The organism is Nostoc sp. EspVER01 (assembly GCF_034530635.1).
GTDB lineage: Bacteria > Cyanobacteriota > Cyanobacteriia > Cyanobacteriales > Nostocaceae > Nostoc.
Window position 1 is genome coordinate 116,570 of sequence record NZ_JAVRCS010000011.1, and the last position, 14,444, is coordinate 131,013.

A 14,444-nucleotide genomic window follows, 5' to 3' on the forward strand; every position below is an offset into this window, starting at 1 on the left:
AATTTAAACGGAAGATTTATGGTACCCCAAACTGATTGTACCGGGTTCAATATAAATTTCCGGTGTAATTAGTTCCTTTGTATGATGTGTTTCTAAATCAACTCGTAAATTTCCTTGAGGAGTTACCCCAACTACTGTACCTGAAAGATTATTGATGTACACCCGATCGCCCATGTTTGTAAGCAAGTCTAGATAGCCAGACAAGAGTATATTTACTCCTTCTTGAAAAAGGCACTCCATACCGGATTCTATTCCCAGCAAGACTTTAGAGGTGAGCATTTCCAGACAAGAAATTGGTCTAATATCTTGGGAAGCTTGCCACGATTTCAGATTGATTCCAGTTTCTGGAACTGGGTTCGTCCAGTTAATACCAACACCAATTACTGCTTGGGTAATTTGTCCTTTGTTTACTTTGGTTTCTGTCAAAATGCCGCCTAGTTTGCGACCATTTAAAACTAAATCATTGGGCCATTTTATCCCAACATCTATACCGCATTGGCGCAATTGCGACGCAATGCCCCAAGCAGTAGCGAAAGTTAGCTGGTAGCTGTCAGTAGCCTCTATTTTATGGTCGAAAGAAATCGCCACGGAAACATATAATCCCCCAGCCGGAGAAATCCACTGGCGTCCCCATTGTCCACGCCCAGCAGATTGCTGAGTTGCGATTACTACTGTCCCTGAAATAGCCCCTTGGTTGAGTAAGTTCCAGAGGGTTTGGTTGGTTGAGGAGACGCTTTCAAAAAATTGAAGAGAAAATGGTAAATATGTATGCTTACGCCCTGCTTGCAAGGCTGCTTCCAAGTTTTGCAGATTAAATCCCACAGCAGTTAACCCAAATTCCGTTGTTCAAGTTAGCATTGATTGGCTGATGAGTGATTTCTGTTTAGGTTTGGTTGAAGATGCACACTTGGCACTGGCGCAATTGGGAAGGACTCCCCTATCTAACTTGTAGTATTCTGGAAAGTTGGCACCACGGCTTCTTTACCCAACAGTTTTGGCCGCGATCGCCACAAGTTATCACAGAAGTATTGCAACCAGAGGCATCAGTCTATCGCTTAAAGCAGGTTCATGGCAATACTGTTCTCACCCCCCAAGAAGTTGAAAGCTTCTTAAGCTCTGCACAGGAGGATTTCGCATCGGCAGATGGTTTAATGAGTGAACAGCCAAGACAAGCGGTTTGGGTCGCTAGCGCAGATTGCACACCCGTGCTAATTGGGGATGTGCGAACTGGACGGGTGGCGGCATTACACGCTGGTTGGCGGGGGACTGCTAAAAAGATTGTTCCCTTGGCGATCGCTCGACTACAATCTCAAGGCAGTAAACTTGATGATTTGAGAATTGCAATGGGCCCAGCGATCGCTGGTGAGGTTTACCAAGTCTCTACCGAAGTGGCTGCCGAAATCGGGGCTAGTATTATATCACATAATGACGAAGAAAAAATTGTAACGGCATTGCATGAATTACCAAATTCACCTTTACTAGAAGATCCTAATCCTGGCAAGGTACGCCTAGATGTGCGGCGAGTGAATACCTTACAACTGGAAAATATGGGAATTAGTGCAGAACAAATTGCGATCGCACCTTATTGTACTTTCCAAACTCCAGAGCATTTCTTTTCTTACCGTCGGGAGAAAGAGAAAAAAGTACAGTGGTCAGGGATTGTCAGCGGCAAAACTAGTCACTAGCCTATATTCTCATTACAGGATAGTTAGGATGTTCAGGATTCGGGATAAGTCGTTGATTTCTACAGTCCACCAGTAAATCCAGCGTTTCTAGAACCGTCTGTCCAATCAGGACGATATTACCTGTAACTAATGTGGCTTCGGTAGTTTCCCGTCCTGCCAATTCAATAATTACGGGTTCAGTTACGCCGATAGATTCTTCACTACCGTTAGCGTATTGAGCAATCTGCTGTCCTCGAATTCTTAGACCAAGTTGCTGGACAATAGACATGGGTAGTACAGTACGTACTGCCCCTGTGTCCACTAATGCTTCTGTTTCATACACTCGCAGCATATTTGGATTGAGCATTCCTCGACTGACAAGCGCTTCATCAATGGCATTAGTGAGCTTGATTTTGACGCGAACTGCACCCATAGGTTGATTAGCGGCAGAATTGGCACGATTGAGATTTACCATAATCTGTATAATTTTGGGAAATTCTTTAACTTAAGGCTTCACTCAACAACTCGCAGTGCATTAAAGCGCCATCCACCAAAGATTGGATTTTCTCTGATGATAAAGGATCGCCATTGGCATAATGCTCCATCCAAGTCAGACCAATCAAATTGGGGTCATCGGGTAAACTTGCTAAATCCCATCCAGGCATTTCTAAATCTTCCATCAGACGATTTACTTTGGGGTCATAACTAAGAGCAAAACAACGACAACCTTCAGCAGCAGCCATAATTAAACTGTGCAAACGCATCCCAATCGCCATTTCAACGCCGCGAAACACACCTTTTAAAAGTTGCGGATCTTCCAGACACAAAATCTGGCTGACATCTTTAAGGTGTGGTTGAATAGCTTCAGCAATACTTAAATCTTCACTTTTTTGAAACGGCAGTAATAAAATAAATGCTTGCGTGGCTTTTTGAAAATCCACCAAAGCGCGAGTTAAGTTTGCCAGACGTGTTTCTGTAAGTTGGGGATGCGATCGCAACGTTACCGCAACTCTCGGCGCAGGTAAATCCCAAAGTCCTGGTACTGGTTGAGATTCCAACGCCCAAACTGGGTCAGGCGCTATCATACAAGGAATTTGCCAATCAGATAATAAAGCCGCACTGGCGCGATCGCGGACACTAACTTTGGTACAATTACTAAAGGTTTGCCGTGCCAACCAACGAGTTTGCGGACGCACTAAAGGGCCAATACCCTGCGCCCAAGCAACAGTTTTCAAACCCATTTTCTGCGCCAGTGCCATTAGTCCCCCGTAATAAAATGGGCTGATGGTACTGGTAACATCTTGAATGAGACTGCCGCCGCCCCAAATTAAGGCATCACTTGAGCGTAAAGCTTGTAGTACAGCTAAGGGAGCCATGCGATCGTAGGTTTCTACATTGTAGCGATCGCGGGTTTCCTCTGGATTGCCAGAAAGCACCACAGGCGTTACGTGAGATGGCAACATTTGCAAAAGCGTTGCCAATAAAGCTTCGTCACCACCATTACCTTTACCGTAATATCCAGACAATAATGCCCGCATTTTGACCATTTTGGATTTTGGATTTTAGATTAATTAATAGCTATTGTTAAATGAATCTCTGTCCACCATATAGATGGTAAACTCATTCCCAAGTTCTATAACAGTGGTCAAACAACTTAGGACATTCATTGGCAAATCGTCAGAGAGCTACTGTAACAGTTATCCATAGCAGACTTGTCCTAAGCAGGATAGCAGGCGCTATAATTACTTACATTTTTTCCATTCCAAAGTGTTCACTTCCGGTTTCATTGACACAAGTCTTGCTAGCTTGCGGTTTCTGGTCTGTGCTTGGATACTGGGATAAAAGTTACGTCGCTTCTCTTTAAAACTAGCTAATACAATAGACATCTAGTGAAAAATCCTTGTAGAAACTCGAAATTTCGCGTCTCTACAAGGATTTCAATTTCAAAAAGATGGGTTTTGTTACACAAAAAGTAGGAGTAGAGTTCTAATGTGGAACTTGAAAACTGGTATTTTGCTACTCACGCTGAGTTGCATAATTGCAACTGGTATAACCGTATATCTTCTTGGTGGCATTGAACCAGTACAAATTCAAGCTTTGCTCAAATCTTCTGGTATCTGGGCACCGATTAATTATATTGTTATGTACGTTGTGGCAACCATGTTAGTTTTGCCCTCAACGGTACTAAATTTGACTGGAGGTGCCATTTTTGGCCCTTGGCTAGGTACTGTCTGGACTAGTGTTGGAGCAGTCATTGCGGCAATAATTGCCTTCGTTTTTACTCGAACTATTGGACGCAAAGCAGTTGCAAAAAGACTAGCAGGACGCTGGCAAGCTATGGATGCTGAGGTGCGTCGTGGAGGGCTTTTTTATATGTTTGCCATCCGATTAGTACCAATCATGCCCTATGGCTTGGTTAACTTTGTCGCGGGACTGACTTCGATTAGCTTTAAAGATTATGTTCTCGGTACAACACTTGGTACTGTTCCTAGTGTCTTACCTTTTGTACTACTAGGTAGTTCTGGTCTGAAGGCAGTGAATACAGGCGATTTTTTGCCGCTAATACTTGCATTAGGCCTAACTGGAACACTCATAGCAGGGTCTACTTGGTATCGCCATCGTCGAACTTTTCCCAAAAAAGCTGTAGAAAGGCTGAAAAAATCAGACTCTTCAGATGACTCAACCTAAAGAATAAATAAACTATAAAAATCTGACTTAAGTCTTATTAGGTATGGTGAGAAGCAAATCTTTATAATTACAAGCAGTCTATCATCTGTTAAAAAATTAAACAATATTTTTAGATGTTACCAAAGTATTCATTCATTGTTCCAATTTATAACGAAGAAGAAACTATTCCAGAACTATACCGCAGACTGAGTGCAGTCATGAATCGGATGGATGGGCTTGTCGAATTAATTTTAATCAATGATGGTAGCCGCGATCGCTCCTTACAATTACTACGAGACCTCCATCAAAAAGACCCGCGCATTTGCTATCTGAGCTTTGCTCGTAACTTTGGTCATCAAATTGCAGTAACTGCTGGTCTTAATTTTGTCCGCGGTCAAGTTATTGTCATCCTTGATGCAGACTTACAAGACCCACCAGAACTAATCCCCGACATGGTTGAAAAATGGCGACAGGGCTATCAAGTCGTCTACGCTCAACGCACTCAACGCCAAAAAGAAGGATGGTTTAAGCGTTTTACTGCCTATTTCTTTTATCGTATCCTTAAGAAGCTTGCAGATGTAGAGATTCCTACTGATACTGGTGATTTTTGTCTAATGGATCGGCAGATTGTAGATATTCTCAATTCTATGCCAGAACGTAACCGCTATATTCGTGGTTTACGTTCTTGGGTTGGCTTTCAGCAAACAGCAATTCGGTTCGAGCGCAATCCCCGCTTTGCTGGGGAAGTTAAATACACTTTTAGCAAATCCTTAGTCCTTGCTATCAATGGTCTAGTGTCTTTTTCAATAGTGCCACTGCGGTTATCAACCTACTTAGGCTTAGTAGCGGCGGCGGCGGCCATCTTCATGGCTTTATTAGTCTTGTATTGGCGTCTTTTTGTCCCCCATTCGCCTTTAACCGGCTTTACGATTATTTTGATGGCAATTTTCTTCCTCGGCTCTGTGCAGTTAGTAAGTCTTGGCATCTTAGGTGAATATATAGGGCGCATCTACGAAGAAGTTAAAGCCAGACCCCTCTATACTTTGGCAGAGGTAGGTGGTTTTGCGCGCAAATCCTCCAACTCAACGAGCAATTCTGACAAACTAGATAATTTAGAAGACGCTTACAAATAAGAATTTTTATTTGGCGTTGCATAATAAAGGTTTGTTTAAACAAATATAAAATTCAAGCGACATATTACCTTGACAGTAGTAATGTCCTTTCCAAATCCCTAACTCGCAACTCCTAACTTTCTTATGCACACCCTTTCGATTCCCACCTGGATTATTCATATTTCTAGCGTTATAGAGTGGATTGTCGCCATTTGGTTAATCTGGACTTACGGCGAACTGACTAATAACCGCAGCTGGTGGGGATTATCCCTGGCGATGTTACCAGCTTTAGTCAGCGCTATGTGTGCCTGTACCTGGCATTATTTCGACAACGCCGAATCTTTGGAATGGATGGTAACGCTTCAAGCTACCATGACTTTAGTTGGTAATTTTACGCTTTGGGCGGCGGCGTTTTTGATTTGGCGTTCTACCAAATCTGTTAACACTGTTGAACCAAAACCTATCAAATCAGAGCAATGATTTCTAAAGAAACCCTGTTTGCACTTTCACTGTTTCCCTATTTGGGTTTCTTGTGGTTTATCAGCCGCAGTCCGCAAATGCCGCGTTTAGCGTTGTATGGATTTTACGGCACGCTTGTCTTTGTTGCTATCACCATCCCAGCCGGAATTTACGCCCAATTGCATTATGGCGAGTCTTTGGCCAATGTAGATTGGTTGCACGGTGGTGCAGAACTTTTTTTGACGCTTTCTAACATCTTGCTTGTGCTAGGTTTTGGGCAAGCTGTAAGGCAATTACAAATGAAAAATGAAAAATAGTAAATTCAGCTATAGATAGCGTTTTGATTGCAATGAGGAAGAGTTAAATGGACGTAATTCCAGCGATTGATTTACTAGAAGGTCACTGTGTGCGACTGTATCAGGGAGACTACGATCGCTCGCAAGTTTTTAGCGAAAATCCTGCTGATGTTGCCAAACAGTGGGTAGATCAAGGTGCTACCAGATTGCATATAGTTGATTTAGATGGTGCCAAAGCAGGTAAAGTAGTAAACTTGGGGGCAATTGAAGCGATCGCTCAAGCAGTGTCAGTACCCATTGAAATTGGCGGAGGATTGCGCGATCGCACTAGTGTACAACAGGTATTTAATCTAGGCATACAGTGGGCAATTCTTGGAACCATTGCCGTAGAACAACCCCAGTTAGTGCAAGAACTCTGCCAAGAATTTCCCGAACAGATTATTATCGGTATTGATGCCCGTAATGGTCGAGTCGCAACTCGCGGTTGGTTAGAAACCTCGGAAGTTTTAGCAACTCAACTAGCTGTACAAATGCAAGAATTGGGCGCAGCCGCCATAATTTACACAGATATCCACCGGGATGGTACACTGACAGGGCCAAATTTAGAAGCTTTGCGAGAACTTGCAGCCGCAATTTCCATCCCGATAATTGCTTCTGGCGGGGTAAGTTCTGTCACCGACTTGCTGAGTTTGTTGGCGTTAGAACCTCAAGGCGTGACTGGCGTAATTGTCGGACGTGCTTTGTATACTGAGGATATTTTACTCAAAGAAGCATTACGAGCGATCGGACCTGGGCGAATTCAGGATATTCCACCCAATCTCGGTTTTTCTACCTTTGCTTGACATTTTCTTGGCAAGTTCGACAAATAGACCATCTTGTAGAGACGCGATTCATCGCGTCTTTAGCCAAGAATGTATTGCAATCATTAATTGAATTGATATTAATTTAATTATTTTGACAACTATCTTTAGATATAGGACTTACGCAAGAACTCTCTGAAACTCTTATTTCTCCGTGTCCTCTGCGCCCTCTGTGGTTCGTTTTTTCATGATTTTGCGTAAGTCCTGAGATAGATAAGGTAAACACTACTTATTTGTCATTACAAATCCCTTGTTAATTGTGACAAATCTACAGTCCATATTTAATTAATTTTGTCAAGATGTAATCCCTTGTATGATTTAAAAAATCATTAAGGCCTTCTCTGGACTGAATTTATATTCATGCTTTCAGTAGATGCAGTTATGACTTTGCAAATGCAACAATGAATATGTTCTCAAACAATAAATAGTTGCTAGTAGTTCAAATAAAAAATTCAGGTTTTATCAGACTCTAGTAACTTTGGTTTTTAGAAAGTTGTTTGATGTTTTGAGAAGGTAACACAATGAATAAAATCCTAAAACGCGCACTTTTACCCAGCCTCATGGCTGCAAGTTTAACTGGTGTAACCTTAGTTCCCGCCAAACCCGCTGCTGCTGATGACCAAGTACTAAGAGATGCAGGTATCGGGGCTGTTACCAACGTTGTAACCGGAGCTGTTAGGGGAAATGGCAGTGTATTAGGGAATGCTGTTAAGGGTGGTGTCACTGGTGCAGCCGTCAATGGTGCAAATGGTCTGAGAAATACTCGTAATCGCCGTCACCGAAACGCTGCTCAAGATATCGGAGTTGGTGCAGGAGCTAGCGCAGTAACGGGAGTAGTTACTGGCGATAAAAGAGATACTCTTGGCAATGCTATTGATGGTGCAGCTGTTGGTGGAGCAATCCATCTATTAACCAATGGTAAATAATTCCTAAATTCACCAGCTAAAATATTTTCCAACGGTTAACGAACTTACCCCTCCCTAATTCCTCTGCTTCGTAAAAAGAGCAAACCTAACCTCGCTTCCCTAATAGGGGAGCGAGGTTGTAGGTTAGATTTATTTGAGATATATACCACCGTCAGGATTGGATGACGTTAGGTTTAATACTAATCCCTAGCCCTTCAACGCCTTTCTAAAGTTTCGACGATAAGACTGATTTGTAATAAACAAAGCTGGCCATAGCAAAGATAAACCAATGCGATTGGTCAAACTTGGATTAAAATTAGTCCGTTCAAACCCATTCCAAAACTTCCAAGCGCCGCCTCCGTAAACTCCTATCAAGCCAATAAAAATTAAGGTGCTCATTCCCATCAACTCCGTTAGTAACTGACAGAATTTAAGTTAAGTTTTACCACACGAGGTAATCACCTCATAAGCAACACCGAGAAGGTATGACAAAACTCCCCAGTTTTTGATATCTAAGTCAGTTAAACACACATTCTCTTATTCCAGTGTAGATTAGCCTCACGCATCCCAGCTAGTTATCAGCGGTGGCAAGCTAGTCAAAGGATGCAAAAGCGTTAGTTTTGAGGTGTTTTGGTGACACATTTTGCTTGTATAACAATTAAGCCCTTAGTTTTTTAAGACAGAACAGCGCTGTAAAATGGCTAAGAAAGCAGGATTAGTTTCTTGCTGTAGCTTTGATGAAATATCTTTTGTTAGCGATAGCCACTGGATACAACAAGTATTTATGGCGACACATTCAAATGTAAATGCTGATCCTCTATTACAAAAAAGTCCATACTATATTAAACTACAAAGTTCTCTGGCGCATTATCCTTATACTTCATCTACCCAATAAAGATAATATCTTTCACTATCCACCCAGCCTCTCTGAAAATCTTTAATCGGAACAATTTTCAAATCATTGCGGTTGACATTCAATTTTTTATTTAAAATCAGCAAAACTTTCTTTAGCTCATCTTGATTTTGAAGTAGAGAATTAATCTGGCTTAATATCTCAGCTTGTTCAACTTCTTGACGACCTTTTTTAAATAAAGTAAAGCTTCCCATTTTTTCCACCTCTGGATAGTAAAACTTTCGATTAAGATAACCCGATAAAGGAGCCATATTCGCATCTCGACTGGCAACAATAAACTCATTATCTAATCCAGATTTGTGAATATATTGGGCTGTTTCACGACTAGCAGAAAATGGTACAACTAAATCTCTTGAAAAACTATAAATTCCTCCTCCAAACTGGACATAAAGAATGAGCATTAAAGCGATATAATGCCATTTATGAATAAATGTAATTGAACGTGGAAGAATAGAAATTTTATTAAGTAAAACTATAGAATTTTGATAATAACTTCCCAGCCATAAAGCTGCAATTAAAACTAAATAGAAATGTCCAAAATGCCGCGGCATACCTAAAAATCTCAAGTATGTAAAGGCAAATAATATACCATTGCCTATCATGTAGAAAAAGAAAACAACTGGCTTTTCAGATAATTTTATTAAAGTTAAAACTACAATAAATAAAGCAATTGTCGCACAAACAATTAAATCCAGCCATCTTTTATGTGCAGGAATAATTAATAAATAACTACCAAATACTCTGCCGATACTTCTCAACAGATGACGGACATCTAATTCTATTAGCCAACCATTATTTAACCCACCGTGAAGATAACTATCTGTCGGAGGAGTAATAATATAAATGGATAAAATAAAAGATAATGTGATAATTAAAATACTTAAAAACAAGTCGTACTTTTTGGTTTGACTAAAATACTGCTGTCGATGTTCACGATCAAAACAAAATTCAGCCAGTAAAGTCAATAATAAAGCAAATGATACTAGTAAACCATAAGCACTACTATTTGCTAGTAAACCCAATAAAATTGCCAAATAAGCATAAGTTATTTTTCTAGATGCAAAAACTGTACAGAATGCAAAAACAAATAACATACTAAAGGCATAGTTTCGAGAAATTAAAAGATATTCGGAAAAAGGAAAGAACCCAAAGGAAAATAGAAATTTTTGTTGATAGTTAAAAGGGCTATATAGGCAAAAAAGTGTAACTGAAACAACAGTAATTGCCAAATGGAAAATTTGCATAATAATAGGATAATCGACTATTTTTCTCAGAATGGCCAGAGAAAAATACCATAGAACAGGATGACCCTCATAATGAATATTTGCAATTAAATCTCCGAACGAGCCACTATCTCTGACAATCAGCCAGGGATTTAGTTCATCTCGCCACATGGAATGGTTAAGAATACCTATTAAACCAAGAAAAGAAAAAAGAAGAATAATAAACCAAGGAGAATTCAAAGGTAATTTTGAAGTAAGCTTGCTAATTTTATTGCTTAACATTGTTAGTTCAGAATCCAATTTTTTTGGATCATCAAGATTGCTGTAAATGCGATTATCATCAGATATTATTCTGATTCTTTAACTATTCAGACAGATGGATTCTGACTTCGGAATTATTACTCATTTTTACTTATAACTTTCTGGTATACCCACTGCTGATAAACCTGCGATCGCTCGTAAGTTTTGGCAACGAATCAACTCAGTAAAATTGAAACTGGAACGCCCTTCAATTTTGGCTACCGCTTCAATTGCTGATAATAGATGCTGTGCTGCTTCAACTTCTGAATAACCACGCCGCTGTGCTATTTTAATTGCGGCTGCATCGGCATTTAACTCTGACTCTTGAGATTTATTAGTGCGCCAGATCCGAAAAGCAGCGATCGCACTTAATCCCCCAGCGACAGCTACACCCACTACATCTGATTGTGCTGCTTCTAAGAATCCGCCTAACAGCCCAGCCAACACCACACCTTGATAAATGTCGGGTTTAAACCACTTTACCCCCGTCAACCAGCTAACCATCTGCAACAGCAGCAAGTCTCGTTGCGGCTTTGTCAGGCGACGCCACAAATCAAAATTAATATATATTGGTCGCGCTTGGTTCCAGGGTTGGGGAAAGGAAGCGTCAATTACTTTTGCTTGCTCTGGCTTACTGACGATTTTTGTCGTCATCCGACCAGAAGCAGGCATCACATCTAACAAACGGCGAATTTCAACATTTGGCTCCATAAATTTAATTATTAGCCATAATGTGCATAGTAACTAGGTGTGTAAAAAATAAAGTTTTCATGTTAACCTTTGATTTATGAAATACTCTCGCAGTCTTGAATAAATTCAGATCGAGCTATAAGAATATTTATTCAGGAGTTTGATAGTATGGCGGGATTTTATAGTATTCCTTTGCCGCCAAATTCAAAACCTCAAAGTTTTGGCTTGCCATTAAGACTATATTTGTAACTACATGGACGCTTTTGCTCCCCTCCCACCTGAATGGACGAATAAGGCAATACATGCTTATGATTTTTGCTGTCCTAACTGCCACTCAAGTAGCCTAGAAGCTGAGAAAGTTTGGCTCAATCGGCGATCGCCTGTTCTTACGGAAGACCGTCGTCGTAAATGGCAAGAGTTTTACTACTGTCACTGTGGTTCTGTGTGGTGGGCTTGGAGTAGCGATCGCCCCCCAAAAGATATATCCAATCAGCCAGATTACAATCCTACATAGCCAATTTTCTTCCTAAACAAAACCCCACTTTTAGGTGGGGTTTTGTTTATCTAATTCTCAGCTTTATATTTCATCTCCAATTTTAGAAGGAGAAAGTAGTACGTAGAGTACCTACGTATTCAGTATCATTAGCGTCGTTGTGTTCTGGGTTGAAGATTACCAACAAACCAGGTGTAACCTGAATATTATCGGAAATCTTGTACTTGTAAAGACCCTCTAAGTGATAAGAAGTACTGTCGTCGAAGGTAGTATTGCCGGCAACTGTTTTGATGCTACCACCAGTAACTTTGGGTGGTTGACCAAAGATCACACCTAAAACGTTGCCTTCGCCACCAAAGTCTTTCAAAGCAAGCGCTCCAGCCCAGTACCAAATATCTGCGTCTGCACCTGCATTAATACCAGTCCTAGCATCGGCAGTTGTGTAACCTCCCCAACCACTAATAGCCAACTGAGGACTAAATTGGAAGGTAGCTTGTACACCGTAGTTGTTGGATTCAGTACGAGTGTTAGCCCCAAAAGGAGTATTGGCAAAAATACTACCTGTACCTTGGAAAAGGTTATTGGCAGCACCATCAGTTTGATAAGTGCGAGCGTAAGTTAGACCAATATTAAAGGCTTTGGTGGGTTGGAAAGATATCTGACCAAAGATAGCGTTATCACCATCAAACAACCCATTATTAAGGGTAGGGTCGTTAGCAGTCCTAGCTAGATAAGCACCGCTGAGACTTATGGCGCCTTTAGGATTGAAGGTAACAGTTACACCAGAGCCACCTTGACCTTGGCGATATATGGGGCTGAAACGTCCATAGCGTGAGAGCGCACCTTTACCAGAGCTGGCGAAGTCAGGGTTGAAGTTATTGATGTTTTCGTATAATTCAGCACCAGTAGCATCAACTTTGACACGTACTGCATCAGTCAAGTTGAAAGCATAGTTGAGTTTATCAATGCTAACGCTGTTGCCAGTATCTCCATCAAAACTTAAGCGGCTCATGTTGGTACCAGTACCGGTACCCAATGCATCGTTACCACGATTGGAGACGATATTACCAGCATTTAGACGTGTTTCCAACTGGTCTGTACCAGTGAAACTGCTCAACAATTTTAAACGAACGCGATCGCTAAAAGTGGTGTTGTAATTTAAATCTTGAGTAGGATCGCCACCACGAGCGGCTCTAGTGTCACCAAAAACATCAGACACGGCAAAAATTGCTTCTCCAACCAACTTGGTGGTAGTGGAGAACTGATTAGCTTCCAACTCAGAAGTGCGGGCTTCTAGTCCATCAACGCGACCGCGCAGAGTTGCTAGTTCAGCAGAATATTCTTCTTGTAAACGCTGTAAAGTAGCTAAATCTTGTTTGCTGACCAAATCAGCAGTAGCTGTAGCAATCAGTTCATTAACCCGATCTAAACACGCATTCAAACCTGCGGCAAATTCATAACGGGTTAAAGCACGGTTCCCACGATAAGTACTGTTAGGATAACCTGCAATACAGCCATAGCGCTCAACTAGAGATTGTAAAGCTTGGAACGCCCAATCTGTAGGCTGCACATCCGAAAACTGAGAAACTGATGTTACCTGACTCATGTCGTTAGACTCTTGAGCTTCAGATAACTCGCCAACATTTGTTACCTGTTCGTTAACTTCAGCAGCTAAGGCACTGTTAGCAACGAAAAATGTAGCAGCTAATACAACCGGACTAACCTTAAAAAGATTCCAGAATCGTTTTGTCATGTTTTTACTTTCACTCACACCTACAGTAATCCAGTCATAACAAAATGCTTTAAACACTTTTCTTTCGTGGATTTCACACACAATCACAACGATGATTATACATTTAGTCTGTGATTATTACAAGCAAGTCAGTTAATATACTGCTGAACTATATATAGTTTTTAATTAATTTATTTGGTAGGCGCAAAATAATGCGGCGTTTGTGACGTAAAACTGTTCCTTCTTCCTCTAACTGCTGTAAGAGTCGCGTAACTGTTACTCGCGTAGTATTTAAGACTTCAGCAATATCTTGATGGGTAACATTTAAATCAATTAGCTTACCCTTATCTACGTCACGGCCAAATTTTTCACTTAACCATACTAAAAATTGCCATAAACGTAGCAAAATTGGTTTTCGATGCACAATGCTTAGTAGATCCTCTGCTTGTTGAATATGAGACAACAAAGCATTAATATCCTGATGCCACAAATGAGGTGGCACAATGCTTACTTCCACGCCCGTGAGACATTCAATTTGGTAGGGCTTGACTCTAGACAAAGGATAGCCAATCAGATCCCCTAGTCCCCAATAACCGAGAGTGATGAATGTTCCATCTTCACTCCATGTTAAGGTACGAACTGCACCGTATTCAATACGCCAAAGCACATCATTTTGAGGTGGAATTACTTCCCGACGGGTAAATATCTGCTGGGGTAATTGTCTGCTGAAAGCACAGCTATTTGACACGGCAGAAGAGTTTGAACTAGGAATTGTAGAATACATCATTAACCGTAATTACACAATTATCAGGGAATCTCGCTATTCACAATGATTAAGAAACTCTAATAACTTGTATCAAAATTTACTTGTGTCTCGGAAAGTCTATTCTTCTCAATTAGAGCTAGGGACTAACTCAAAATCTTCTGATGGCAACAACTTTTGCTTAAGGTATTTATCAGTGAGATAGAACCAAAATTTTTAGTTATTTACCCGCTACTTTAATTGTGTAAGTTTAAGAATAGGTAAGCTTTTAGTAAAATATTTAGTTAACCTATTTTTAATAATTTGGTATTTTTTGAAGACTAAGTATGTATGTAGGCACAAATAATCTATAAGACTCATATCTGAT

General features: G+C 40.7%; 16 protein-coding genes. 8 read left to right on the forward strand and 8 right to left on the reverse strand.

Annotated elements, in window-relative coordinates:
• Positions 1-3: 3 nt before the first annotated feature.
• Positions 4-822, reverse strand: a complete 819-nt coding sequence (locus RMX69_RS12380; protein ID WP_289799300.1) for a biotin--[acetyl-CoA-carboxylase] ligase — start codon at positions 820-822, stop codon at positions 4-6.
• Positions 823-899: 77 nt separating this feature from the next.
• Here RMX69_RS12380 and pgeF point away from each other — a divergent pair, with 77 nt between their 5' ends.
• The gene (gene pgeF, locus RMX69_RS12385) at positions 900-1,685 is read left to right on the forward strand and encodes a peptidoglycan editing factor PgeF (protein ID WP_322637622.1); all 786 of its coding nucleotides are present in this window, start codon (positions 900-902) and stop codon (positions 1,683-1,685) included.
• A 1-nt stretch (position 1,686) separates the two neighbouring features.
• Here the strand turns inward: pgeF and RMX69_RS12390 are convergent, their stop codons facing one another.
• Positions 1,687-2,139, reverse strand: coding sequence for a retroviral-like aspartic protease family protein (locus RMX69_RS12390; RefSeq protein ID WP_322637623.1), 453 nt, complete (start codon positions 2,137-2,139; stop codon positions 1,687-1,689).
• Positions 2,140-2,164: 25 nt separating this feature from the next.
• On the reverse strand, positions 2,165-3,202 hold the full coding sequence (gene csaB / locus RMX69_RS12395) for a polysaccharide pyruvyl transferase CsaB (RefSeq protein ID WP_322637624.1): 1,038 nt from the start codon (positions 3,200-3,202) through the stop codon (positions 2,165-2,167).
• Between the two features lie 451 nt (positions 3,203-3,653).
• Here csaB and RMX69_RS12400 point away from each other — a divergent pair, with 451 nt between their 5' ends.
• From RMX69_RS12400 to RMX69_RS12425, 6 genes are all read left to right on the forward strand, one after another.
• Positions 3,654-4,352: a TVP38/TMEM64 family protein gene (locus RMX69_RS12400; RefSeq protein ID WP_322637625.1), complete on the forward strand. Its 699-nt coding sequence runs from the start codon at positions 3,654-3,656 to the stop codon at positions 4,350-4,352.
• Between the two features lie 113 nt (positions 4,353-4,465).
• Positions 4,466-5,464 (forward strand): glycosyltransferase family 2 protein, encoded by a 999-nt coding sequence (locus RMX69_RS12405; protein ID WP_322637626.1) that lies wholly within the window; start codon positions 4,466-4,468, stop codon positions 5,462-5,464.
• Positions 5,465-5,587: 123 nt separating this feature from the next.
• Positions 5,588-5,923, forward strand: a complete 336-nt coding sequence (locus RMX69_RS12410; protein WP_322637627.1) for a DUF2499 domain-containing protein — start codon at positions 5,588-5,590, stop codon at positions 5,921-5,923.
• Entirely contained in the window at positions 5,920-6,219 is a 300-nt protein-coding gene (locus RMX69_RS12415) for a DUF3593 domain-containing protein (protein WP_322637628.1), read from the forward strand. Before RMX69_RS12410 ends, RMX69_RS12415 begins: the two co-directional genes overlap by 4 nt.
• 47 nt (positions 6,220-6,266) lie before the next feature.
• The gene (gene hisA / locus RMX69_RS12420) at positions 6,267-7,040 is read left to right on the forward strand and encodes a 1-(5-phosphoribosyl)-5-[(5-phosphoribosylamino)methylideneamino]imidazole-4-carboxamide isomerase (protein ID WP_289799308.1); all 774 of its coding nucleotides are present in this window, start codon (positions 6,267-6,269) and stop codon (positions 7,038-7,040) included.
• A 539-nt stretch (positions 7,041-7,579) separates the two neighbouring features.
• On the forward strand, positions 7,580-7,984 hold the full coding sequence (locus RMX69_RS12425) for a hypothetical protein (protein ID WP_322637629.1): 405 nt from the start codon (positions 7,580-7,582) through the stop codon (positions 7,982-7,984).
• A 186-nt stretch (positions 7,985-8,170) separates the two neighbouring features.
• On the opposite strand, the gene RMX69_RS12430 is transcribed toward RMX69_RS12425, so the two are convergent.
• The 3 genes from RMX69_RS12430 to RMX69_RS12440 all read right to left on the reverse strand — a co-directional run bounded on the left by RMX69_RS12430 (position 8,171) and on the right by RMX69_RS12440 (position 11,110).
• The gene (locus tag RMX69_RS12430; RefSeq protein ID WP_099099661.1) at positions 8,171-8,362 is read right to left on the reverse strand and encodes a hypothetical protein; all 192 of its coding nucleotides are present in this window, start codon (positions 8,360-8,362) and stop codon (positions 8,171-8,173) included.
• Positions 8,363-8,836: 474 nt separating this feature from the next.
• Complete coding sequence (locus RMX69_RS12435; protein ID WP_322637630.1) at positions 8,837-10,381, reverse strand: hypothetical protein; 1,545 nt, start codon at positions 10,379-10,381, stop codon at positions 8,837-8,839.
• 126 nt (positions 10,382-10,507) lie between these two features.
• Positions 10,508-11,110, reverse strand: a complete 603-nt coding sequence (locus RMX69_RS12440; protein WP_322637631.1) for a DUF3318 domain-containing protein — start codon at positions 11,108-11,110, stop codon at positions 10,508-10,510.
• 232 nt (positions 11,111-11,342) lie between these two features.
• Here RMX69_RS12440 and RMX69_RS12445 point away from each other — a divergent pair, with 232 nt between their 5' ends.
• Positions 11,343-11,603 carry a hypothetical protein gene (locus tag RMX69_RS12445; RefSeq protein ID WP_289799312.1) on the forward strand — a complete coding sequence of 87 codons (261 nt, stop codon included), beginning with the start codon at positions 11,343-11,345 and terminating at the stop codon, positions 11,601-11,603.
• An 82-nt stretch (positions 11,604-11,685) separates the two neighbouring features.
• Here RMX69_RS12445 and RMX69_RS12450 read toward each other — a convergent pair whose 3' ends face one another.
• Both RMX69_RS12450 and RMX69_RS12455 read right to left on the reverse strand, forming a co-directional pair.
• Complete coding sequence (locus tag RMX69_RS12450; protein WP_322637632.1) at positions 11,686-13,335, reverse strand: iron uptake porin; 1,650 nt, start codon at positions 13,333-13,335, stop codon at positions 11,686-11,688.
• 148 nt (positions 13,336-13,483) lie between these two features.
• On the reverse strand, positions 13,484-14,101 hold the full coding sequence (locus tag RMX69_RS12455; RefSeq protein WP_289799313.1) for a Crp/Fnr family transcriptional regulator: 618 nt from the start codon (positions 14,099-14,101) through the stop codon (positions 13,484-13,486).
• Between the last annotated feature and the right edge of the window lie 343 nt (positions 14,102-14,444).

Excerpts from the sequence above, each read along its gene's own strand:
- RMX69_RS12410 (WP_322637627.1), top strand. The coding sequence starts at position 5,588 with ATGCACACCCTTTCGATTCCCACCTGGATTATTCATATTTCTAGCGTT.
- pgeF (WP_322637622.1), top strand. The coding sequence starts at position 900 with ATGCACACTTGGCACTGGCGCAATTGGGAAGGACTCCCCTATCTAACT.
- RMX69_RS12405 (WP_322637626.1), top strand. The coding sequence starts at position 4,466 with ATGTTACCAAAGTATTCATTCATTGTTCCAATTTATAACGAAGAAGAA.
- RMX69_RS12450 (WP_322637632.1), bottom strand. The coding sequence starts at position 13,335 with ATGACAAAACGATTCTGGAATCTTTTTAAGGTTAGTCCGGTTGTATTA.
- RMX69_RS12390 (WP_322637623.1), bottom strand. The coding sequence starts at position 2,139 with ATGGTAAATCTCAATCGTGCCAATTCTGCCGCTAATCAACCTATGGGT.
- csaB (WP_322637624.1), bottom strand. The coding sequence starts at position 3,202 with ATGCGGGCATTATTGTCTGGATATTACGGTAAAGGTAATGGTGGTGAC.
- RMX69_RS12430 (WP_099099661.1), bottom strand. The coding sequence starts at position 8,362 with ATGAGCACCTTAATTTTTATTGGCTTGATAGGAGTTTACGGAGGCGGC.
- RMX69_RS12435 (WP_322637630.1), bottom strand. The coding sequence starts at position 10,381 with ATGTTAAGCAATAAAATTAGCAAGCTTACTTCAAAATTACCTTTGAAT.
- RMX69_RS12440 (WP_322637631.1), bottom strand. The coding sequence starts at position 11,110 with ATGGAGCCAAATGTTGAAATTCGCCGTTTGTTAGATGTGATGCCTGCT.
- hisA (WP_289799308.1), top strand. The coding sequence starts at position 6,267 with ATGGACGTAATTCCAGCGATTGATTTACTAGAAGGTCACTGTGTGCGA.
- RMX69_RS12445 (WP_289799312.1), top strand. The coding sequence starts at position 11,343 with ATGGACGCTTTTGCTCCCCTCCCACCTGAATGGACGAATAAGGCAATA.
- RMX69_RS12425 (WP_322637629.1), top strand. The coding sequence starts at position 7,580 with ATGAATAAAATCCTAAAACGCGCACTTTTACCCAGCCTCATGGCTGCA.
- RMX69_RS12400 (WP_322637625.1), top strand. The coding sequence starts at position 3,654 with ATGTGGAACTTGAAAACTGGTATTTTGCTACTCACGCTGAGTTGCATA.
- RMX69_RS12415 (WP_322637628.1), top strand. The coding sequence starts at position 5,920 with ATGATTTCTAAAGAAACCCTGTTTGCACTTTCACTGTTTCCCTATTTG.
- RMX69_RS12455 (WP_289799313.1), bottom strand. The coding sequence starts at position 14,101 with ATGATGTATTCTACAATTCCTAGTTCAAACTCTTCTGCCGTGTCAAAT.